This window comes from Sphingomonas sp. FUKUSWIS1, from assembly GCF_000733135.1.
GTDB classification, from domain to species: domain Bacteria; phylum Pseudomonadota; class Alphaproteobacteria; order Sphingomonadales; family Sphingomonadaceae; genus Sphingomonas; species Sphingomonas aerolata.
On record NZ_JPJC01000114.1, the window covers coordinates 34,166 to 55,884 of the forward strand.

Consider the following 21,719-nt stretch of genomic DNA (forward strand, 5'->3'; position numbering starts at 1 on the left):
CGAGCCGCCGCGCCAGCGTGAAGACGATCGGCACCAGCAGGACGAAGCCGACCTCGAAGAACACCGGCAGGCCGACGATCAGCGCGACCGTCATCATCGCCCAGTCGGCGCGCGCAGGGCCGAAAAAGCCGATCACGCTGTCCGCGATCCGCTCCGCGCCGCGGCTTTCGACCATCATCTTGCCGAGGATCGTGCCAAGCCCGACGACCAGCGCGATATGCCCGAGCGCGCCACCGACGCCCGCCTCGAAGCTCTTGACGATCGATCCGAGCGGGATGCCGACGACCAGCGCGAGCGCGAGTGACACCAGCGTCAGCGCGATGAACGGGCTGAGCCGCACCCGCACGATCAGCACGATGAGCGCGGCGACGGCGATCGCCGCCTCGGTCAGCAGCATGCCGCCCGGCTGCACTTACGGTTTCTTCCAGGCGACGCAGTCGACCTCGACCTTGCAGTCGACGACCATCTGCGACACGACGCAGGCGCGCGCGGGGGGATGCGCGCCGAAATATTCCTGAAATACGCGGTTGAACGACATGAAGTCGCGCGCGTCGTCCAGCCATACGCCACAGCGTACGACATGCTCGGGGCCATATCCGGCTTCATCGAGGATCTTCAGCACGTTGCGGATCGCCTGATGCGTCTGCGGGATGATGCCGCCGTCGATCACCTCGCCATCGACCATCGGCACCTGGCCCGATACGAACAGCCAGCCATCTGCGCCGACCGCGCGCGCGAACGGCAGATGCTGGCCACCGGTGCCGCTGCCGCCTTCGACGCCATAACGCTTGAGTCCGTCCGTCATCTGATCATTCCTTCACTGGGTAATGGGGTTTGCGCGGCGCAGCAGCCGGCCCGCGCGGGCGCCGGTCGGTCGACCGAGCGCGAGCGTCGCGACGCCGTTGACCCAGACACCGACCACGCCATCAGCCGCGGTCGTCGGCTCGTCATAGGTCGCACGGTCGGCGATGCGTGCGGGGTCGAACAATACGAGATCCGCGGCGAGCCCTGCGCGGACATAGCCCCGGTCGTGCAGGCCGAAGCGATCGGCGGGAAGCCCGGTCATCTTGCGGATCGCGGTCGCCAGCGGGAACAGGCCGCGGTCGCGCGCATAATGGCCGAGCACGCGCGGGAAACTGCCCCATAGCCGCGGATGCGGCCGGGGATCGCAGGGCAGGCCGTCCGACCCGACCATCGTCAGCGGATGCGCGAGGATCCGGTCGACATCGCTGTCGGTCATGCAGTGATACACCGCACCCGCCGGTTGCAGCCGCGTTGCGGCGGCGCGCAGGTCGACGTTCCATTCGGCGGCGATGTCCGCGAGCATCCGTCCCGCTTGGGCGGGCTCGGCGTCCGACCAGGTGATCCGGATCGGCGTCTCCGGCACGACCTGCTTCAGATCGAGCGTCGAGGAGCTTGCCGTATACGGGTAGCAGTCGCACCCGACCGGCTGATGCGCATCGGCGTCCTCGATTATCGCGAGGATTTCGCCGCTGCGACCATATTGCGGCGCGCCCGCGCATTTGAGATGCGACACGATCACGCGCGCGGCGGCGTGCCGGCCGATCGCGAACGCCTCGTCCAGCGCGGGGACGATCGCCGCCGCCTCGCTGCGCAGATGCGTGCAATAGAGCGCGCCGGTACCGCGCAACGCCTGTGCGATCGCCATCACCTCCGCGGTCGAGGCGGCGTTGGCATTGGCATAGGCGAGCCCGGTCGACAGCCCGAACGCGCCTGCCGCCAGCCCGTCCTCCAGGTCGCGGCGCATCGCCGCGCGTTCGTCGTCACTCGCATCGCGGTCGAACCCGTCCATGTGTCGCGCACGCAGCGCGGTATGGCCGATCAGCGCGACGACATTGGTGGCCGGGACCGCGGCGTCCACCGCCTGCGCATAGGCCGCGAAATCGGAATAGCGGAATTCGTCCGCGCCACCGAGCAGCACCAGCGGGTCGGGCAGGGGGGCATGCGCGCTCAGATCACTGCCTGCGCTGATCCCGCAATTGCCGACCACCACCGTCGTCACGCCCTGCGTCACCTTCGCGGTCATCGCGGGCGCCGCGATCACGACCAGATCGTCATGCGTATGCGCGTCGATGAACCCGGGTGCGAGCGCCAGGCCCCGCCCGTCGATCGCGCCCGGCGGCGGCGACGCAGCGGCCGCCGAGACCCGCGCGATGATCCCGTCGCCTATCTCGACGTCGGCGCGGAAGGCCGCGCCGCCGCTGCCGTCATACACGTCGACACCGGCAATGACTGTCGCCATCATTTCACCTCCCAGAGGTTCCAGAGGTCAGTGCCACGCGTCTGTCGTGGCCGGGCTGGATCGACACTGTCACCGCGGGTCGAAATAATGTAAACAATTTTCTTTATCTGGGAGGTCTGCCGTGAGCGACGTCGGTGTGAAGCTGCACAAGGGTATCGGTCGGGATGCGGCCGCGCGCTGGAACCTGCTCGCGGGGGACGTCATGTTTCCGGCGGCGGTGCTCGATGCGCGGCGGATGCAGCATAATCTCGACTGGATGCGCGCGTTCATCGATGCCTATGGCGTGTCGCTCGCACCGCATGGCAAGACGACGATGGCGCCCGCGCTCTTCAAGCGCCAGATCGATGCCGGCGCGTGGGGCATCACGGTCGCCACCAGCCAGCAGGCGCAGGTCGCGGCGGCGCATGGCATCGACACCATCCTGATCGCGAACCAGATCGTCGGCGACGCCAATATCGCCGCGATCGTCGATCTGCTCGCCGATCCTGCGCTGCGGCTGATCTGCATCGTCGATTCCGCCGCCGGGGTGGCGCTGCTCGGGGAGGCGTGCCGCGCCGCCGACGTGTCGCTCGACCTGCTCGTCGAACTCGCCCCCGAGCCCGACCAGTCGGGCTTCCGCACCGGCGTCCGCGATGCCGCCGCGCTCGCCGGGGTGCTCGACGCGGTCGCGCACTGGCCGGGGCATCTCCATCTCGCCGGGGTCGAATTCTACGAAGGGGTGCTGAGCGACGAGGCGGAGGTCCGGCGGTTCATCCGTCGTGCGGTGACGATCACGCGCGATCTGCTCGCGACGGGGCGGATCGCGCGGACGCCCGCGATCCTGTCGGGGGCGGGCTCGGCCTGGTACGACGTGGTCGCAGAGGAAACCGCCGCGCTGGCAAAGGCCGGCGATGTCCAGGTCGTGCTGCGCCCTGGCTGCTACATCAGCCATGACGACGGCCTGTACCGCATCGCGCAGGACCAGATCCTGAAACGCAATCCGGTCGCGCCGAGCTTTGGCGACGCGCTGCTGCCCGCGCTGCGCGTATGGGCGGTGGTGCAGTCGATCCCCGATCCGGCGCGCGCGGTCATCGCGATGGGCAAGCGCGACGTTGCCTTCGATGCCGGGCTTCCCCGGCCCGCGACGCTGTTCCGCAAGGCGCGCGACCGCCGCCCGGTCGACGCCCCCGCGCACTGGGCGGTGACCGGGCTGATGGACCAGCACGCCTATCTGGCGATCACCCCCGGCGATGACATCGCGGTCGGCGACGTCATCGCCTTCGACATCTCGCACCCCTGCCTCACCTTCGACAAATGGCGGCGGGTGCTGGTGGTCGATGACGATTTCACCTGCGTCGAGGTGGTCGAGACCTTCTTCTGATCCCGACCTCGACAGCGGGCGTCAGCGCGGCGCCGAGGGCGGACGGTCCTCGGCGCGCGTGCCGAAGCGCGACGGCTTCGCGCCCATCGTGAATTCCAGCTCGCCGCCCTGGATCAGGTCGGCATGCGCGATCCAGTTGCGGGTCCAGGGCTTGCCGTTCCAGCGCACCGACTGGACATAGGGCCGGTCGGGCGCATTGCCGATCGCGCGCACCCGGAGCGTCTTGCCCGCGCCGACGCGCATCTCGCCGCTGTCGAACAGCGGCGACCCGAAGACATAGATCCCCGTCGTCGGATCGACCGGATAGAATCCGAGCGACGACAGGATGAACCACGCGCTCATCTGGCCGCAATCGTCGTTACCGATCACGCCGTCGGGATCGTCCTTGTACATCTCGGTGCATAAGCGGCGGACCATCGCCTGGGTTTTCCACGGCGTCCCGACATAGGCATAGAGATACGCCACATGATGCCCGGGCTCGTTGCCATGCGCATATTGCCCGACCAGCCCGGCAATGTCGGGTGGCGCGTTGGCGGGCAGCGTCGAGGGCGCGTTGAAGAAGGAATCGATCTTCGCGTCATACGCCGCATCGCCGCCGAAATGCGCGATCAGCCCGTATATGTCGTGCTGGTTGAGGAAGGTCGCCTGCCAGCCATTCGCCTCGGTATAGTCCCGCCACCGCGGTTGTGGCATGTGGCCGAGCTGGATCGGATCATAGGCCGCCCACCAGCTTCCGTCGGCGAAGCGCGGCCGGGCAAAGCCGATCTTCGGATCGATCACGTTGCGCCAGTTGCCGCTGCGCTTGCGGAGCAGCGCCGCATCGTCGGTCTTGCCGATCGCGTCGGCGAGCAGCGCCATCGCATGGTCGTCATACGCATATTCCTGCGTCCGGCTGACCGACTCCTTGATCTTGTCCGCGGGAATATAGCCGAGCCGCATGTAATGATCGCGGCCGAGCGTCGCGAGGCTGTCCTTGTACTGCGGGTCGAAGGCACGCCGGCGGATATTGGGCCAGGCCGCCGCATAATCGGCCTTGATCCCCTTGGCATGCGCCTCGGCGAGCACCGCGACCGAATGCCAGCCGTTCATGCACCCGGTCTCGAACCCCTGCAACGGCCAGGTCGGCGGGCCATAGGGGCTCTGCTGCGTCTGGCGGATGAGATCGTGGACGAAGCGCTCCGCCATGTCGGGGCGGACCAGCGTCATCAACGGATGCAGCGCGCGATACGTGTCCCACAGCGAATAGGCGCTGTACGCGCGTTCGGTCGCGGGCAGGGTATGGACCTGCTGGTCGAGCCCGACATAGCGACCGTCGCGGTCGCTGAACAAGGTCGGGCCCATCAGCGTGTGGTAGAGCGCGCTCGCCATGATCGTCCGCTGCGCCGGCGTCCCGCCCGCAACCCGGACCATGTCCAGTTCCTTCGCCCAGATCCGGCGCGCAGCGGCGCAGGTCGCGTCGAATGTCCAGCCCGGTGCCTCGGCCAGCGCGCCGCGCGCGCCTGCGACGTCGACCGCCGAGATGCCGGTCTTGACCAGGATCGGTGCCGCGCCCGCATCGTCGAAGAACAGCGCGACCTTCAGCCGGTGCCCGGTCACGCCGCGCCCGCCGCCCGCAACCGGCGTGTCGCCGTCGCCATAGAATTGCACGCGGTCGGGCTTGCGCGACAGCTGCATCGCGAAATGGATGCGGCGCCCCTCCGCCCAGCGGAAGACCTGGCGACTGCCCGTCAGCAGGCCGTCCTCGCCGATCGACAACGACGCGTCCTCGATCCGGATCGCCTCCTCCGCGGTCTCCTGCTTGCAGTGCGTCAGGTCGATCAGGATATGCCCCGGACCCTTGGCAAAGGTGTAGCGGTGCAGCCCGGTCCGCTCGGTCGCGGTCAGCTCCGCGAGCACCCCCGACTCGAGCTTGACGCGGTAATAGCCCGGCTCGGCATGTTCGTCGGTATAGCGCTGGCGATAGCCGTCGGACGGCGTCTCGCGCGGCCCCGCGACGAGCTTCAGCGGCTTGCGCGTCGGCACCAGCAGCACGTCGAGCATGTCGCCGATCCCGGTCCCCGACAAATGCGTGTGCGAGAAGCCCATGATCGAACGGTCGGACTGGTGATAGCCCGAACAGGCATCCCAGCCATGATTGTTGGTATCCGGCGAAAGCTGGACCATCCCGAACGGCAGGGTCGCGCCGGGGAAGGTGTGCCCATGCCCGCCCGTGCCGATGAACAGGTCGGGCCTGGTCACTGCCGGCGACTGCGCGCGTGCGGCAAGGGGAAGGGCCGTGCCGAACGCGGCAAGGGTCGAGCCGGCAAGCAGCTCGCGACGGGTAGCGCGGATCACGCGGTGGTCTCCTAAAGGTCGGGCTGTCGGGGGAATCAGAAGGTCTCGCGCAGCAGGGCGGGGCGGCGCCGCTCGAGATCGAGGATCAGGTCGCCGAACAGCCCGTTCGCCCAGGCGAACCAGGGCCGCGAAAAGCGTTTGGGGTCATCCTTGTCGAACGATTCGTGGATGAAGCCGGTGCCCGCGTCGGTGGTCTTCAGCCAGCGCAGGCATTGCCGGATTTCCGCATCGTCATCGCTGGTCATCGCGCGGACGATGATCGACATCGGCCAGATCATGCCCAGCCCCTTGTGCGGGCCGCCGATTCCGTCCGCCGCGCTGCCGGTGAAGAAATACGGGTTGCGCGCGCTCCAGGCGGCTGCCCGGGTCCGACGGTACAGCGGATCGGTGCGCGACGCGGCGCCGAGCAGCGGCAGCGCCGACAGGCTCGGCACGTTCGCATCGTCCATGAAGATCGCATTGCCGAACCCGTCCACCTCGAACGCCCAGACGTCTCCGCCCGTGCCCGTGCCGCCCGTGCCGCCCGCGCGATACGCCATCCGGCCATGCGTGCGCAGCGCCGCGTCGACCTCGTCGGCGAGCGCAACGCACTCCGCCGCCGCGGCGCCGTCGTGCCGCGCCTCGACATGAACCTTGGCGAGCATGCGCAGCGCCGACACCGCAAACAGATTCGACGGGATCAGGAAGGGCAGCGTGCAGGCATCGTCCGACGGGCGGAACATCGAATGGATCAGCCCGACCTTGCGTGTCGGCGCCCCGACGCCTTTCAGCATCAGCGTTTCGGTCGCGTGGCGATTGACGCGCTCGAACCGGTACGGGCCGTCATCGGTCTTGCGCTGCTGCTCGCGCATCGTCGCCACCGCCCGCGCCATCGCCTTGGCCCAGAGCGCATCGAACGGCGCGGTATCGCGCGTCTCGCTCCAGTAGCCATAGGCGAGCCGCATCGGATAGCAGAGCGAATCGAGCTCCCATTTGCGTTCGGCAACGCCCGCGCGCATCTCGGTCAGGTCGTCGATCGCGCCCAGGTTCGACTTGGCCTGCGGATCCGCCATGAAGGCATTGGCGTAGGAATCGATCAGGATGCACCGCGCCTGGCGCTGGATGACGCCGTGGAACAGGCGGCGCAGCGCCGGGTCGCGGCGGCAGAGATGGACATAGGTCTGCATCTGCGCCGAGCTGTCGCGCAGCCACATCGCCTCGATATCGCCGGTAATGACGAACCCGTCCGGCTTGCCGTCGACGATCCCCAACCGGACCGTCGTGTCGAGCGTGTTGGGATAACAGGTCTCGAACAGATGGCGCAGCGCGGGATCCGCGATCCTCGCCTTCACCCGCACGATCTCCTGCTCAACCGCCGGACTGACGAAGCGACGCTGATCGCGCGGCGGCCGGGCGCCGCCAGCGACGGGCGCCGACGCCGCGAAGCCGAACGCGGGCGTCGCCGCTGCCGCGCACAGCGCCGCAGCGCCGGCCTTCAGCATGTCGCGGCGAAGTAGTGCAGCAGATGACACCCCGATCATGCGGCCGACATCTCCGCACCCGCAAGTCCGGGAAGAACATTGCTCCGTACACGCTTCACTAATCGCCCGGTGTCCTTGCAGGCGATGCCTCGTGATGCTGCCAATGCGCCTCTCCAATACACGTCCGGGGCCGGCGTCCTCGTCGGGATTGCCGGAAAGATACTGTCGAACCATTGAACGGCGGCGCGACATGATGTGCTGGGGTCAAGGCTAGGGGCCGACGTACCGGGGCGCAAGCAGATTAAGAAATTTAATTTTCTTTCACGCGGTCGGTTTTCCATGCGGTTGCAGCGGGGTGGCGCGTGATAGGGCCCGGGCGGATCGATGAGCCCGGCCGGGCCCATCGACTTTTCTTTCGCCGGACGTGTAAGAATACGTCGGAGGGGCATATCACGATGGACAAACCGATACGGGAAGCGCGCGGTGCGCGCCTCGCAGTGTCGTTGTCGGGCACGAACCTGGCGCGTGCGAGCGACTATAATCAGCGCGTGGTTCTGCAGGCCATCCGGCTCAGCCCGGAGACCAGCCGTGTCGAGCTGAGCCGGACGACCGGGCTGACCGCGCCGACGATCGCCAACATCACGCGCCGGCTGATCGACGCCGGTCTGGTGAAAGAGGTCGGCCGCCTTCAGGGCCCGCGTGGGCAGCCCGCGATCCAGCTGACGATCGAGCCGCTGGGCTGCGTCGCGATCGGCCTCAACATCGATCGCGATCACCTGACGCTGGTCGCGCTCGATCTCGCGGGTCAGGTGCGCAGCCGGATCGCGCAGGATATCGCCTTTGCGATGCCCGAGGACGTCGTCGCGTTCGTCGCGCACAACCTCGAATCGCTGCTCGCGGAGGCCGGGGTCGGACGCGACCGCGTGATCGGCGTCGGGGTCGCGGTACCCAATGATCTGGGCGTCATCACGCTGCCGGGGCGGCCGTCGGATTATGATCGCTGGGCGGGCCTCTCGATCCCCGCGCTGCTCGCCCCGGTCATGCCCTGGCCGACCGTGATCGAGAACGATGCGGCGGCGGCGGCGATCGGCGAGGCGCAGGCGGGGGCGGGGTCACCGCTGGCGAGCTTCTTCTATATCCTGATCAATTCCGGGCTTGGTGGCGGGTTGATGATCGACCGCCATTTCGTCGAGGGCGCGAACAAGCGCAGCGCCGAACTGGGATTGCTGCCCGACGCGACCAACCCGGCGCCGGGCGCGGTCGTGCAGGACATCGTCTCGATCTCGGCGCTGCTGCAGATGCTGAAGGACGCCGGCCTCGATGTCGAAAGCCAGAAGGACATCCGGCCCGCCGATCCGCAGACCGACCGCGTGCTCGAACGCTGGGTCGATCTCGCCGCCAAGGCGCTGATCGCACCGCTGATCAACATCACCTGCCTGATCGATCCCGACGCCATCGTCATCGGCGGCCGGCTCGACACCGCGCTGCTCGACCGCCTGATCGCCCGCCTCGCCGGCGCGTTGGCGGTCACCGTACAGCCCCCGATGACCACGATCATCCGCGGCGCCCTCGCCGCCGACGCACCGGTCATCGGCGCCGCGCTGCTGCCCTTCCTCGACAAGCTGCTCCCCTCCGACGCCATCCTGATGCAGGTCGGCCGGTAGGGGCGTGAAGAGCCGGAATACGGCCCTTCACGCCGCGCCTGCGAGGGAGGGGCCCTCGCGGCTTACTGTCCCGCGATCATCTTCGTGTAGGCCGCCACCGGCACCGATTCCCGCGTGCCCTTGGTCGGTTCGATCTTGAAGAAATAGGATTCCGTCCACGCGCGACCGCCGCCCCAGGCCATCGCATCGAGCCAGACGTCACTGTCGGTCTTGATCGACTTGACGACGTTCGCCGCGATCGCGGTGCAGGATGCGGGCAGCCCCTTGGAGCTTCCCAGTGCATATTCGCCCAGGATCGCCCGATATCCCCGCTTCCGGGCAGCCGCAGCGAAGATCTTCAGTCCGCCGTCGCCCGCCGGTTCGCTGACGCACTCCGCATTGGTACCGCTGGAGCCGGTGTCGAAATAGCGATGCGGCGACAGGATGATGCGGTTCAGCGGGTCGATGAGGCCGCCCGAGCGATCGATCGCGCATGCAGCGCTCTCGCAGTCCCGGCTGGCCGGTTCGTTCTTGTCGAACCGGAATGACGCGGACCATTGTGGCCACTCGACGAGGATGCGGTGCTTGAACCCCGCCTTGCGAATGCCTGCGACGATCTGGTTGGTATCGCGAACCCATTGCATCCAGTCGTTCGTCACCACGGGATCGGTGAAGAAGCGCGGCTCGTTCATCAGGTCGATCATGACCATTTCGGAATTGTCGAGCTTGCGCAGGATCGGCAGCCAGAATGCGATCTGCTCCGCCGGCGTCGGCCATTTATAGTCATGGCGGTCGAGGATCACGGGCACGTTGCGCGCGCTGGCCGCCTTGACGACGTCGACCACCCGCTGGAGGACGACGGGGTCATTCATCTGGCTGCCGTTGAACGGCAGGCGGATGCTGCGAAACCCGGCCTTGTCGACGTACCAGGCGACGTCGGCCACGGTCGGGCACAGGGCGCCGTTCGCGACGAACGAACATCCCGCGAGATTGACGCCGAACCGCGGCGCGGCCTCGGCGGCCGTGGCGAAGGACAGCAGGGCCGTGGCAGCGGCGATGACACGAGGAAGAATCATCTTACTTCACCTACGAGGTTTGGATGGAATGCCGTGCTCTCGATGTGAAGCACAGTGCGATCCCTCAAATAGCCAATTTGTGTTAAATTTTTCTTCCGCAACAAGACGTTGCCGTGGAATAATTATCGAGAGCGTCACAATTACTGACAGAGTTCGAGAGATGCCGTCGACTCGTGTGACACAGGTGGCGCGTGTCCGGCATGAACATGGCCGAGATCATCGCTAAAGTGAATCGTCCGGTAACCAGATGCTTCGATGCGACGACACGCCTGTCCGCCGCGGTCAGTGCCATTCCGGGTCGCGCCGACGCCGGGAATCCCGTGGAAGTCAGCGCCATTCTATGCCAGAAGCCCGCTCACGACACCGGATGGGGACCAGCGTGCGGTCAGATATGCCCTCTATCTATCTGATAACGCGGTTTTAAGCCCGTCGACATGGCGCTGAACCGCCGACGTGGTTCGACGAGCACCCTATGACTCTGAGGTTGTACCCCGTCAGATGCCCAATTCTGAGCGTATAATAGTTGAATATCCTGTCCTGCAGCACCGGTCGCGTGCCGCAGGGCTAGTAAACCTGTTTAAACTGTAAGGCGGACAATCAGTGACCTCCGTACCAAAATCCGGGATGCACCTGTCGTCCTTGCAATATCTGCGCGGTGTCGCTGCACTGGCCGTCGTCTATTTCCACGCGGTCGTACAAGTCGAGCAGGTGGCGAATATTCGCGAACTTCCGCTGTCCGGATCCTTCGGCGTCGACATATTCTTCGTCCTGAGCGGGTTCGTCATGTGGTGGACGACCAGGGACCGCAAGGTCGGCATTGGCGACTTCCTGGTCAAGCGCCTGATCCGGATCGCGCCGCTTTACTGGGTCCTGACGATATTTGCCGCGATGGTCGCGCTGTTCTTCGGCGATCTGTTGCGGTCGACCAAGTTCGACCTCCCGCATCTCGGCTTCTCGCTCCTGTTTCTCCCCTATTGGAACCCGGCCGTTGCCGCGACCAATGCGGAGGTCCTGACACCGGTCATCGTTCCAGGCTGGACGCTCAATACCGAGATGATGTTCTACGCGGTGTTTGCGTGCGCGCTGGCCGTCAGGCAGTCGCTCAGGCCCCTGTTCGTCGCCGTGCTGCTGGCGCTCGTGTACGTGTCGGCCAAGACGTGGCTCTCCGGGACGACCGCGGCCTTCTACGGTACGGACCGCCTCGCCGAATTTCTCGCGGGGATTGTTCTGGCGTGTACGATCCGCCGTCTTCCGCGCCTGTCGCCCGGCATCTGGGCGGTGGCAGGGCTTGGCGCGTTCGCCATGCTGTTCTGGATGGATCTCGAAAGGCCTTCCGTCTCGCAATTCATTGTCCTCGGCATACCCGCGGTCATTCTGCTGTGCGCGGCGCTCCAGATCGAGATCTCGGGCCATTTGCCCGACCTGCCGAAACTGTCCCTGCTCGGCGACGCGTCCTACAGCATCTATCTCAGCCATATCTTCGTGATCGCGGGCACCCGCGTCGCGGCCCATGTCGTCGGTCTCGATCTGGGCATGGCGAACGGTGCCGTCTTCGTTATCCTCGCGCTCGTCGTCAGCAGCGTCGCCGGGATCGTCGTCCACCGGACCATCGAACTCCCGCTGCTCAAGGGCATGAACAGGCTGCTGCGCGGTGGCCGCAAGCCGCCCGCCGCCGCCGAACTGGGCACATCCTGAGCCGGGATTTAGGGCTGGCCATCGACGCGCAGCCGTAGAATGTTCCTCGAGCGGCGCGTCGGCCTCGATTATCCGCACCAACTGCAAACGGTGACACCATGAAGACTTCACAACCTATCACCGGGGTCAGGGCGCGGCCCAAGACGGCGGCGCCACCCGGCGGCAAGGCGCTGATCAGCGATCAAAGGTTCGGGATCCTCGCGGTCACGCTCGTCGTCTCCGCGAGCCTGTACAATGCGATGCTCGCGATCATCAGCGCGCATGTGAAGGGCCTCACGTCCGCGGCGCCGATCGCGATGGAGGGGCTGCTGCTCGGCGGCGCGATGGGGCTGGCGCTGCTCAAGCGCCGTCCAGACGGCGAAGACGCTCCGGCGATCGGCTTGCTCTACCTGTTTGCGCTCCTTGCGGTGTTCACGTCGCTCGCGAGCGATGCGGTGTTCCCCGATGCCTTTCGCAACGTCGCGATCATCGCGTCCTTCTTCCTGCTCGGCCGTCGGTGCAGCTTTCCCCAGGTGCATCTCGCCTTTGCGCTGCTCACGATCATCACGCTGACGGTGCTGATCTTCGAGATCGCCTTCCCGACCGCCTATGTGTCGGTGTTCCAGCCGGGCAATTACTATGCGGCAACGCGCGGCATGGAGGTGAGCGAGTTCAACGAGACCGGCCTGTTCAACAATGCGGCGGGGTTCGAATCGCGCTTTTCCTTTGGCGTGTTTTCGGGCGCGCGGACCTCGTCGGTGTTCCTGGAGCAGGTTTCGAACGCGAACTTCGCCGGAATCCTCTGCGTCTTCCTCGTCGCCACATGGGGGCGGCTGAGCGTCGCCATCCGGACGACGATGGTGGCGACGATCCTGCTGATCCTGCTCTCGAACAACACGCGGACGTCATCGGCGCTGGCGGTGGTGACGATGATGGGATATTTCATATTTCCCCATCTGTCGCGGTGGTTCACCCTCCTAATTGCACCGGTCCTGGTCCTGCTGGCGTTTCTCGTCGTCGGTGACAATGTTGAGCATACCGACGATCTGATCGGCCGACTGGGCATCACCACCGAGGCGCTGCGTAAGCTCGACATTCCGACCATATTCGGTGCGAATGCGATGAAGGCGCGGCATCTCATGGATACCGGCTTCGGCTATGTCACCGCGTCGAGTTCGATCTTCGGGCTGATCGCGATCTGGCTGTTCTTCTCGCTCGGCCAGCGCGCGACGGACACCGCCTCGAAGCGCTGCGCCTGGGCGACCGCGGTCTATCTCTTCGCCAACATGATGATCGGCGGCACCGCGATCTTCTCGATGAAGGTCGCCGCCCCCTTGTGGATGCTGGTCGGCTATATGGCGGCCACCGCGCCCAAGCCCCAGCCGTCCCGATCGAATGGCCCTGCGCCACGAGGAACGGTCGCGGCCTGAAGCAGGACCCGGCCTGCCATCCGGGGAGTATTGGCGTCGGTGTGCTATGTCGGGACCGATTGGCTGCATAAAACCTAATTCAATCTGATACGTAGCTTTGCCATGGCAAGCAGCGAATCTCCCTCAACGGCAACCCGGTCTGCGGAAGCACTCCCCGACGATCCTCCCCTGCAACCGCCGGCCATCGAGCCGGCCGATCGAGAATATCTGGTCGCCGCGAGCACGATTCCGGGTTCGCACTACGGCGCGAGGATCGGGAGCAACGCGGCGCTCTGGGCGCTCGCGAACCAGCGTCAGGACATCGACAAGCGTTTGTCGGTCCTCACGGCCCGTAACCAACGAAGCATCCGTACGGCACGATATTCGGCGATCGCCGCGGTCGTTCTGGGGATCATGAGCACGGTTGGCGCAGCCTATTACACCCGCCAGGCAGATCCCCGCCCGGCTCTGGTCAAGGCTCCCGTCGCCCAAACCCCAAAAGCCCCCATCGCACCGCCTGTCAGACCGCAGACAGCCGCCATCTCGACCGCAGTTCCCGCTGACGGTGGCAACACTCCCGTGGCGCAGAAGGCCAATGCCGCACTGAGCCAGGCTCGAGCGTCAATGCTCAAAAAGGCACGGAGGCTTTCACCCGCGAGACGTAAGGCGCGGCCTGCGCGCGCGCGGTCGTCAAGGTGGATTGCACAGCCGCTGCACGGTGCAGCGCTTCGGCGGGCGTTGATCGCCGATCGCAAGCGGACCCGGGAACTCAATCAAGCCCAGCTGAGAAAATTGACACGCCGACGTCGCGACTGATCGCGAGCCGTTGCCCTCCATGGCGGAGACATCCTCCGCCGTGAGAAGCATGGCACGCTGGCGTCTGCGCCTGTTGTCGCCACGCTGCTCGATACCTTAGAGGATGATCTCCACCAGGCTGATTGGGCGCGCATCGCGGCAGCGGTCGACGCGGTCGATGAGGCGCGACTGCAGTGGTCGATCCCGCTCCCCATGGACCTCGAAAACATGCGGCCCCTCGATATCCAGACCATAGATCTGATCTATGGCTGTGGACGGCATACGGAGGTCAACCTCGAAGCCTACCGGGGGACCGAGGCTGACCCGGTTCTTCCGTTGCGGTGAGTGCGGCAAGCGGCCGAAGACCGCGCCGCCGGGGTGGCTGCACCGCGACGCGGCCAGGTCGTCGACAGTCCGGTCACTGGACCTGACCGAAGAGCGCTACCTGCCTGGGGACGAGGCGCTGCTGCAATATTAGCCCTTCTGCTATTCTGCACCATTCACGGCAGTTGCAGGTGCGCTTCTTGAAGGCCGCGTTCGCGCCATTGCCGGACCAGCAACTAGGTGCTGAGATAAGCGCAACACCGGCTTTTCGACAGCCATGTAGAATAGCGAACCGACGACGATGGCGGCCAATATCGCAATCGACGATGCCCCATAGACGGCGAGCGGTTCCAACCCGTGCTCTACGAAGATGGGCATGCGACGAGTGAACATATAGATCACGAGTATGTGCGTCAGGTAGATAGCGTATGAGGCATTTCCGATGAAGAGCAGCGCCGAGGGCCACCGGATGTTATCGCTTAGAGACAGAAACCCGACGAACAGCAGGGTCGCTGGGATGCCGTAGGTGAACACCCGGTATTGCAGGGGAATGTCAGCATATACTCCGACGAGCATGCCCATCAAGCCAGCAGCGATCCACACGATCGGCAAACGCACCTTCTGATTTGTCTCCCTAAACCTGAAGCCGATGAGCGCACCGACGACGAACTCGAAAACGATAGGCTCGGCTAAGAATACGTGCATTACCTTATTGGTGCTAAAGACACCCAAAAGATATAGAGCGCCGATTAAAATGGAAAGCTTCAGTATGGCGTGCTTGCGGCCACTTGCGATTACGAGAGTAAAGCAGGCGTAGAACATCATCTCATAACATAGCGTCCACCCCGGCCCGATAATTGGCTGCAGGTTGCCTGATATGTCGAATGAGGGGATGAAAAAGATCGTCAATAGGCGTGGCATAGCGAGCTCCGGGCCGAAGCCAGACCTCGCAGCGATCAGGGCGCACGCCACCAAGGTGACCAATGCATATGGGGGCCAGACGCGCACGATCCGGTCGATCATGAAGTCAGCAGGCGAATTCCGGCCTAGGAAAAATTTCTGAGAAATGAATGCCATCAGAAAGCCGCTGATGACGAAGAAGACGTCTACGCCGGCAGCCCCGGCTTGGATAATCCAGCTTTGCGGTGCGTAAGCGCCCGGGGGCGCGTCATGCAGCGTCGTGGCGCGGAACGCATGATGCGCAACGACCGCGAGAGCCGCAAACGCCCGCAGGGCTTGTATTGCATCGATCTGGCCCGGTTTCCTTGCAGTGTCCTGCCTAAATTCTGTTCCGATGCCGCTGCTCGATGTCACTATACGCCCCCCGGCCTTTTCTTTGTTCTCCGGCCCATACGGTTCGATGGAGCATGATCGCAAAATAATTCTTACCTTAGGTTTCCCATTTTAGATCATGCGCGGCTATTAACATCGGGCATAACGCGAGCGCGTCTGCTGAATAGTGCCGTTCAAATTGATTGGAATGGCCCAAGCGTTTTCAGGGAACATGCGCAGGGCCGCCCCATGTAAAGCGCCCGGCTCTTTCGAACCGGGCACCTTGGTCACATCGCGTCATAATAGCCCGCGTACCGCTTCGTCAGGGAGGTGTTGAACGTGCCGCCATTGGCATCAGCGCCCTTTGCGCGATCGCGGCCGTAAGCGGTGCGGCCCTTGGCGTAGCGCTTCTTGTATGCGCGGTTTTCCCGGTCACCCATGGTGCGTTCTCTTGGTAAGAATGTCCAAGTCGACCATGGTTAGGCCCGCAAAGCATTCGGGTCCTAGGATCCCTATAAGCCTCCCGATGCGCTCTTCACGGCGCCGACCTCGAGCTATGATGAGCGGCTGACGGGGCGCTAATCGTCCACCATAAAGGCAGGTGATGCCCATGTCGGGCGTACCGAGTTTCGCCAGTCCGGCCCCCGCCTGATGGCATGGCAGGGGCCAACGCCCGTCGTAGCGGACCGTCGCAGACCATGGCGGACATTCAAGCACGATCGGGTGTCGGATGCGCTCGACAGGCGGCAACGAACCGAGCTCCGGCCGCAGGGATGTGAGACGGTTTGGCAAAACCTTGCGCTTGCCCATCAGCGACCGCGAACCACGATGCGGGTTGATCGCGGCTTGCTCGAACAGGCGCTCGTTGCGACCCTGGGGCCTGCCCGGCTCGCCACGTCCTCGGCCCTGGGTATCACGGCACCAAGCGCACTATGGTACTTTGGTTGCTCGCTAAATTTACCGGAATTTTCGGTCGGAACCAATGCGCCGCTCAATTCTTGGACTCTGACGAACTCAGTTACGTCGCAATTAACGCGAATGTGTAAAGAGTTAAACAATAGGGTTAATGGGAGTTCACGATGCGCGACAAGGCTTCGACACCACATGGCGCTGGATCGACAAACCAGGATCGTGGTTACTGCCAGCGGATGCCGAGCAGTATGAAGGCGGGCAACCGAGATCTCGGCATGTTCAATCGCAGCAGCGTGAAAGGCGAGAAATACCAGGGCCATGGTACGACGCCGGCCTATATCTAAGTCAGAGTCGAGCCCGGCTGTCACTGGCAACAGACGTCAGGTGCACAGCTGAGAGATCGGCAAGGTCAGCGATGGTGAGCCGTAGAAGCGGTTCAGCCATCGCAGTTGCCGAATATGAACGCATGCTTGCGACCACCCGCGAGGCGGGGCCGATGCGCGATGCGGACGAGCTATTACTCCACATCATCTGTCCCGTCATGGTCGGGACATTACCGAAGTCGATCCGTGCCGAGGTGCCACGGCCTTCGACCAGCGTCACCGTGCGTACAAACGGCGCTCCGGTCGAGGGCGTTAACCATTTCTTAACCACAAAGCCTCATCCGGCCGATGAGGCCTCGCCTCCCCGCAAGGGTTCCCTGCTCGTCACGATGCCGCCCCAGCTGGGACGGGCAGGGACTGCGACCCAATGACCTAGTCGGAGCGCCGCTGCCGGCGCGTCTGGGACGTATTCGGCTCCAAGGATGCCACAGGCGCAGGGTACCGCGCGATCGCGCGGGCAGGGGCTCAGCTAGGCGAGTAGGCCCCCTGATACAGTCGAAGACGGGCAACCCGGTCGTGCGGCCGATCTCCGGTCACGCGATGCTCAACGTCATGCGAACCTGCAGCGAGCCAATCGCGAACAAGGCGCGAAAGATCGCGGTCGCGCGGCAGGCGCATATCATTCAGTTGGGAGAGAAACTGTCGGAAGACAGATCAGACCATGTCGAACAGACATGACTCCGCCGCAGTGGAAAACATCTGTTTTCTGCGGTGGAGAATGGTGGACGCACTTGGGCTCGAACCAAGGACCCGCTGATTAAGAGTCAGCTGCTCTACCAACTGAGCTATGCGTCCATTCCGGGGCGGTTTTGAGTGGCGCCCTGGTGTGGCGCCCCGCTGCTGGAGGCGCGCTGTTAGCAGACTCATCGGGGGCCGCAACCCCCTTTCGTCCAAATTGCTGTCTTTTTCTGCTTACCAGCGGGTCGTCTTGCGATTTTCCCGGTCGATCGACATCAATATCCCCAGGCACAGCAGCACGGTCATCTGCGACGACCCGCCATAGCTGAACAGCGGCAGCGGGATGCCCACCACGGGGGCGAGGCCCATCACCATCATCAGGTTGATCGCGACATAGAAGAAGATCGTCGTGGCGAGCCCCGCAGCGGCCAGCCGCGCGAACCGCGACTGCGCGCGCTGGCCGACCTCGATCCCCCAGCGGATCACCAGCAGGAAGGCGAGGATCAGCAGGCAGCCGCCGACCAGCCCCCATTCCTCGGCCATCGTCGCGAACACGAAGTCGGTATGCCCCTCGGGGAGATAGTCGAGATGGCTCTGCGTGCCGTTGAGGAACCCCTTGCCCCACAGCCCGCCCGATCCGATCGCGATCTTGGACTGGCTGATGTGATAGCCGGTGCCCAGCGGATCGCTTTCGGGATCGAGGAAGATCAGGATCCGGTTGCGCTGATAATCGTGCAGCGCGAAGTTGATCGCGAGCGGGATCGCGACCGACGCGGCCACCGCGCCGCCGACGAACAGCCTCAGCGGGATGCCCGCCAGGAACATCACCGTCGCGCCGCCTGCGCAGATCATCAGCGCGGTGCCCAGATCGGGCTGTTTCATCACGATCGCCGCGGGGATGCCGATCAGCACCGCGGCGGGCCAGACGGCCGCGAACCGCCGCGTCTCGTTGGGCGGCAGCATGTCGTAGAAGCGCGCACAGGCGAGCACGATCGCCGGCTTCATCAATTCGGATGGCTGCAGCCGGATGAAGCCGAGATCGAGCCAGCGCTGGCTGCCCCCGCGCACCGCGCCGAGCAGCTCGACGAGCACCAGCGCGAGGACGAGCGCACCATAGGTCGGCCACGCCGCCGCCTTCCAGACGCGCTCGGGGATGCGTGAGAGCACGACCGAGCCTGCCAGGAGGATGAAGAAGCGGATGCCCTGCGGCAGCGTCCAGGGGCGCAGCGAGCCGCCCGCCGCCGAATAGAGCACGACCAGCCCGAAGGTCCCGATCGCCGTGACCAGCAGCAACGTCCGCCAGGGCAGGGTGGCAAGCTGTTCGGGGATGATCCGCGATGTCATTGGCCGCGCTCCGTGGTTCCGTCTTCCGCGACCCCGCCGCCCGCGGTGGCCAGATCCGCCTGGGTCCGGTTGGCGACATCGGTGGCGTTCTCGACCGCCGGCGCGTCGCTTGGCACGGTCGCGTCGGTCTTGGTCGCGATCGCGGCGGGCGGGGCGCTCTGCGCCGCGCGATAGCTCGCCGCGGTCGCCGCCATCCGCGTCCTGATGTCGCCGCCCCAGGTCGGTTCGACCTCGGCAAGCGATTTCAGCGCGCGCTCGCGGTCGAGCATGTAGGTCATGATGTCGCGCCCGATCATCGGCGTGTCGAGGTTGCGCACCGTATGCCCGTTATGCTCGAGCACCACGGCGAGCGCGTAGCGCGGGTTGTCCGCGGGCGCGAAGCCGATGAACAGCGCATGGTCGCGCAGCTTGAACGGCAGCTGGCCGTTCTTGAGCACGCCCGAGCGCCGCTCCGCCATGGTGATGCGGCGGACCTGCGCGGTGCCGGTCTTGCCCGCGATCGCGACGCCCGGGATCAGCAGCTTGGCCGCGCCGCCGGTGCCGCCTTGGTTGATCACGCCGAACATCGCCTCGCGCACCCGCGCGAGATTTTCCGAATCGATCGCCAGCGCGGGCGCGTCGCGGTGGACCTGGCTCGCGAGAATGCTCGGCTGCAGGTCGCGGCCGGACGCGATCCGCGCCGCCATTACCGCGAGCTGCAACGGGTTGGCGAGTACATAGCCCTGGCCGATCGACGCGTTGAGCGAATCCGCGACCGTCCAGGGCCGCTTGTACTTGTGTAGCTTCCAGTCGGGGTCGGGCATCGTCCCGAACCGCTGCGTCGAAAAGGGCAGGTCGAACTTCTGCCCCATGCCCAGCGTCCGCGCGATCGGCGCGATCGCGGCATAGCCGACCCGCCGCGCCATCTCGTAGAAATAGATGTCGCAGCTCTGCATGATCGCGTTCTTGAGGTCGAGCGGCCCGTGCCCGCCGCGCTTGTGGCAATGGAACACGCTGGTCCCCAGCCGCATCGCGCCCGAGCAATTGACCCGCGCGTCGGCCGGGACGCCGGCATGGAGCAGCGCCAGCCCGTTCATCGGCTTGACCGTCGAACCCGGCGGATACAGCCCCTGCGTGACCTTGTTCATCAGCGGCACGTGATCGTCGTCGCTCAGCATCTGCCATTCGAGATGGCTGATCCCGTCCGAAAAGCTGTTGGGGTCATAGGCGGGCATCGACACCATCGCGAGCATCTCGCCGGTGCGACAGTCGATGACGACCACCGACCCCGAATTGGTGCCCAGCCGGCGCGCGGCATATTCCTGCAGTCCCGCGTCGATCGTCAGCCGCGCGGTCTTGCCCGGCACGTCGGGTTTGGTCGCGAGCTCGGCGACCAGCTTGCCCCGCGCGGTGACCTCGACCCGCTTCGCGCCCGCCTCGCCGCGCAGCGCGGGTTCGAGCATCTTCTCGAGCCCGTCCTTGCCGAGCTTGAAGCCGGGGGTGACGAGCAGCGGGTCGCGCGTCTTCTTGTATTGTTCGGCATTGGGCACGCCGACATAGCCGGTCAGATGCGCGACCGCGGCGCCCGCGGGATAGTTGCGCGCAAAGCCGCGCGTCGGCGCGACGCCGGGCAGCTCGGGCAGCCGCACGCTGACCGCGGCGAACCGCTCCCAGTCGAGATTCTCCGCGACCTGGACGGGCTGGAACCCGGCGGCATGGTCGAGGTCGATCGCGATCCGCTCGATCTCCTCGGGCGGCAGCTGGAGGATGCGGCCGAGCAGCGGCAGCACGCGCTCCTTGTCGCGCAACCGGTCGGGGATGATGTCGACGCGGAAATCGGTGCGGTTGTTCGCGATCGGCACGCCGTGGCGGTCGACGATCCAGCCGCGCCGCGGCGGCAACAGCGTCATGTTCACGCGGTTGCTCTCGGACAGCATCGTGTAGCGTTCGTTCTGCGCGATCGACAGCCATGCCATCCGCCCGGCCAGCATCAGCCCGACGCCGCCCTGCACCGCGCCCAGCATCCAGGCACGGCGCGAGAAACTATAGGCTTGCGACATCTCGGTCACGACACGCGGCGGCCGTCTCATTCGGAAACCCGCCTCATTCCTGGACCCTGCGTCGTTCGATCGTCGCGACGATCCGTGCCGCCAGCGGGAAGAGCATCATGGTGATCACGATCTGCGCCAATAGCACGGTGTCGACATGCGTGCCGACCCGTACGCCCAGAAATCGCCCGCCGATCACGCAGCACGCGATCCCGCCGCTCGCGATCAGCCAGTCCTGCCAGAAATCGCGGTACACCAGCCGCTGCTCGATCATGTCGATCGCCACGAACGCCAGCGACCAGAGCAGCACCGCGCTGCCCAGCGGCTGCCCGCTGAGCAGGTCGTCGAACAGCCCGAGCGGTGCCGCCGCCCAGGGGCGCAGCGCGTAGCGCGCGAGCAGCCGCCATGCGAGCAGCATGACGAACCCGAACGGCGGCAGGATCGGGATCGTCGCGATCAGCGGCACGATCGTCATCAGCGATCCCGCCATGACGGTCAGCCACGGGATCGCCCGCGCCCGGCCGCCTGCGACCTTCGGTTCGAATGGCTTGTAGTCGACGCTGTTGCGGGTGGTCACGGCTGGTCGATCATCTGGGGGAAGACGGGATAGGGTGGTTTGGCAGTCACTTGGCGCTATTGTCGGACGGCGCAAGGGCGCGCGGCGGCGGCACCGGCATGAAGCCGGGCTCGACCACCGCAAAATCGAAGGTGTCGGGGTTGGCGAAGGTCCGCGCCATCACCGAATCCGCACCCGCGGTCATCACC

Annotated in this window: 17 protein-coding genes and 1 tRNA gene; 6 read left to right on the plus strand and 12 right to left on the minus strand. The window is 65.4% G+C overall.

What is annotated here, in order from left to right; translation table 11 throughout:
* From sphsw_RS18775 to sphsw_RS08105, 3 genes are all read right to left on the minus strand, one after another.
* On the minus strand, window positions 1-412 hold a 412-nt coding region (locus sphsw_RS18775; RefSeq protein ID WP_235188326.1), incomplete at its 3' end, for a GntP family permease.
* On the minus strand, window positions 413-805 hold the full coding sequence (locus sphsw_RS08100) for a RidA family protein (protein ID WP_031440161.1): 393 nt from the start codon (window positions 803-805) through the stop codon (window positions 413-415).
* Between the two features lie 12 nt (window positions 806-817).
* Window positions 818-2,263: an N-acyl-D-amino-acid deacylase family protein gene (locus sphsw_RS08105; protein ID WP_200874019.1), complete on the minus strand. Its 1,446-nt coding sequence runs from the start codon at window positions 2,261-2,263 to the stop codon at window positions 818-820.
* Between the two features lie 121 nt (window positions 2,264-2,384).
* Here sphsw_RS08105 and sphsw_RS08110 point away from each other — a divergent pair, with 121 nt between their 5' ends.
* Window positions 2,385-3,623 (plus strand): amino acid deaminase, encoded by a 1,239-nt coding sequence (locus tag sphsw_RS08110; protein ID WP_031440163.1) that lies wholly within the window; start codon window positions 2,385-2,387, stop codon window positions 3,621-3,623.
* A gap of 21 nt (window positions 3,624-3,644) precedes the next feature.
* Here the strand turns inward: sphsw_RS08110 and sphsw_RS08115 are convergent, their stop codons facing one another.
* Window positions 3,645-5,957: a GH92 family glycosyl hydrolase gene (locus sphsw_RS08115; RefSeq protein WP_031440164.1), complete on the minus strand. Its 2,313-nt coding sequence runs from the start codon at window positions 5,955-5,957 to the stop codon at window positions 3,645-3,647.
* Between the two features lie 35 nt (window positions 5,958-5,992).
* Window positions 5,993-7,477: a glycoside hydrolase family 125 protein gene (locus sphsw_RS08120; protein ID WP_031440165.1), complete on the minus strand. Its 1,485-nt coding sequence runs from the start codon at window positions 7,475-7,477 to the stop codon at window positions 5,993-5,995.
* A gap of 395 nt (window positions 7,478-7,872) precedes the next feature.
* On the opposite strand from sphsw_RS08120, the gene sphsw_RS08125 reads away from it, so the two are divergent.
* The gene (locus tag sphsw_RS08125; protein WP_042466829.1) at window positions 7,873-9,081 is read left to right on the plus strand and encodes an ROK family transcriptional regulator; all 1,209 of its coding nucleotides are present in this window, start codon (window positions 7,873-7,875) and stop codon (window positions 9,079-9,081) included.
* Between the two features lie 62 nt (window positions 9,082-9,143).
* Here sphsw_RS08125 and sphsw_RS08130 read toward each other — a convergent pair whose 3' ends face one another.
* Window positions 9,144-10,136 (minus strand): cellulase family glycosylhydrolase, encoded by a 993-nt coding sequence (locus sphsw_RS08130; protein ID WP_031440167.1) that lies wholly within the window; start codon window positions 10,134-10,136, stop codon window positions 9,144-9,146.
* A 600-nt stretch (window positions 10,137-10,736) separates the two neighbouring features.
* Between sphsw_RS08130 and sphsw_RS08135 the strand changes: the two genes are divergently transcribed.
* From sphsw_RS08135 to sphsw_RS19300, 3 genes are all read left to right on the plus strand, one after another.
* The gene (locus tag sphsw_RS08135) at window positions 10,737-11,831 is read left to right on the plus strand and encodes an acyltransferase family protein (RefSeq protein WP_152555432.1); all 1,095 of its coding nucleotides are present in this window, start codon (window positions 10,737-10,739) and stop codon (window positions 11,829-11,831) included.
* Between the two features lie 98 nt (window positions 11,832-11,929).
* A complete protein-coding gene (locus tag sphsw_RS08140; protein WP_052149237.1) occupies window positions 11,930-13,240 on the plus strand; it encodes a hypothetical protein in 1,311 nt (436 codons plus the stop codon).
* 102 nt (window positions 13,241-13,342) lie between these two features.
* Window positions 13,343-14,035, plus strand: coding sequence for a hypothetical protein (locus tag sphsw_RS19300; protein ID WP_152555433.1), 693 nt, complete (start codon window positions 13,343-13,345; stop codon window positions 14,033-14,035).
* Between the two features lie 465 nt (window positions 14,036-14,500).
* On the opposite strand, the gene sphsw_RS08145 is transcribed toward sphsw_RS19300, so the two are convergent.
* Complete coding sequence (locus sphsw_RS08145) at window positions 14,501-15,652, minus strand: acyltransferase family protein (RefSeq protein ID WP_037531186.1); 1,152 nt, start codon at window positions 15,650-15,652, stop codon at window positions 14,501-14,503.
* Window positions 15,653-15,897: 245 nt separating this feature from the next.
* A complete protein-coding gene (locus sphsw_RS19720; RefSeq protein WP_157840552.1) occupies window positions 15,898-16,050 on the minus strand; it encodes a hypothetical protein in 153 nt (50 codons plus the stop codon).
* A 639-nt stretch (window positions 16,051-16,689) separates the two neighbouring features.
* Between sphsw_RS19720 and sphsw_RS19725 the strand changes: the two genes are divergently transcribed.
* Window positions 16,690-16,866: a hypothetical protein gene (locus tag sphsw_RS19725; protein ID WP_160172618.1), complete on the plus strand. Its 177-nt coding sequence runs from the start codon at window positions 16,690-16,692 to the stop codon at window positions 16,864-16,866.
* 758 nt (window positions 16,867-17,624) lie between these two features.
* On the opposite strand, the gene sphsw_RS08155 is transcribed toward sphsw_RS19725, so the two are convergent.
* The 4 genes from sphsw_RS08155 to mreD all read right to left on the minus strand — a co-directional run bounded on the left by sphsw_RS08155 (window position 17,625) and on the right by mreD (window position 21,531).
* Window positions 17,625-17,700 (minus strand) — tRNA-Lys (locus sphsw_RS08155).
* Between the two features lie 117 nt (window positions 17,701-17,817).
* Window positions 17,818-18,927, minus strand: a complete 1,110-nt coding sequence (rodA, locus tag sphsw_RS08160; RefSeq protein ID WP_031392826.1) for a rod shape-determining protein RodA — start codon at window positions 18,925-18,927, stop codon at window positions 17,818-17,820.
* Window positions 18,924-20,996: a penicillin-binding protein 2 gene (gene mrdA / locus sphsw_RS08165; RefSeq protein ID WP_031440172.1), complete on the minus strand. Its 2,073-nt coding sequence runs from the start codon at window positions 20,994-20,996 to the stop codon at window positions 18,924-18,926. Before mrdA ends, rodA begins: the two co-directional genes overlap by 4 nt.
* A 13-nt stretch (window positions 20,997-21,009) precedes the next feature.
* On the minus strand, window positions 21,010-21,531 hold the full coding sequence (gene mreD, locus sphsw_RS08170) for a rod shape-determining protein MreD (protein WP_031440173.1): 522 nt from the start codon (window positions 21,529-21,531) through the stop codon (window positions 21,010-21,012).
* Between the last annotated feature and the right edge of the window lie 188 nt (window positions 21,532-21,719).

Excerpts from the sequence above, each read along its gene's own strand:
- sphsw_RS08100 (WP_031440161.1), bottom strand. The coding sequence starts at position 805 with ATGACGGACGGACTCAAGCGTTATGGCGTCGAAGGCGGCAGCGGCACC.
- sphsw_RS08125 (WP_042466829.1), top strand. The coding sequence starts at position 7,873 with ATGGACAAACCGATACGGGAAGCGCGCGGTGCGCGCCTCGCAGTGTCG.
- sphsw_RS08105 (WP_200874019.1), bottom strand. The coding sequence starts at position 2,263 with ATGGCGACAGTCATTGCCGGTGTCGACGTGTATGACGGCAGCGGCGGC.
- sphsw_RS08120 (WP_031440165.1), bottom strand. The coding sequence starts at position 7,477 with ATGATCGGGGTGTCATCTGCTGCACTACTTCGCCGCGACATGCTGAAG.
- rodA (WP_031392826.1), bottom strand. The coding sequence starts at position 18,927 with ATGACATCGCGGATCATCCCCGAACAGCTTGCCACCCTGCCCTGGCGG.
- sphsw_RS19725 (WP_160172618.1), top strand. The coding sequence starts at position 16,690 with ATGCGCGACAAGGCTTCGACACCACATGGCGCTGGATCGACAAACCAG.
- sphsw_RS08140 (WP_052149237.1), top strand. The coding sequence starts at position 11,930 with ATGAAGACTTCACAACCTATCACCGGGGTCAGGGCGCGGCCCAAGACG.
- sphsw_RS19720 (WP_157840552.1), bottom strand. The coding sequence starts at position 16,050 with ATGGGTGACCGGGAAAACCGCGCATACAAGAAGCGCTACGCCAAGGGC.
- sphsw_RS08130 (WP_031440167.1), bottom strand. The coding sequence starts at position 10,136 with ATGATTCTTCCTCGTGTCATCGCCGCTGCCACGGCCCTGCTGTCCTTC.
- sphsw_RS19300 (WP_152555433.1), top strand. The coding sequence starts at position 13,343 with ATGGCAAGCAGCGAATCTCCCTCAACGGCAACCCGGTCTGCGGAAGCA.
- mrdA (WP_031440172.1), bottom strand. The coding sequence starts at position 20,996 with ATGAGACGGCCGCCGCGTGTCGTGACCGAGATGTCGCAAGCCTATAGT.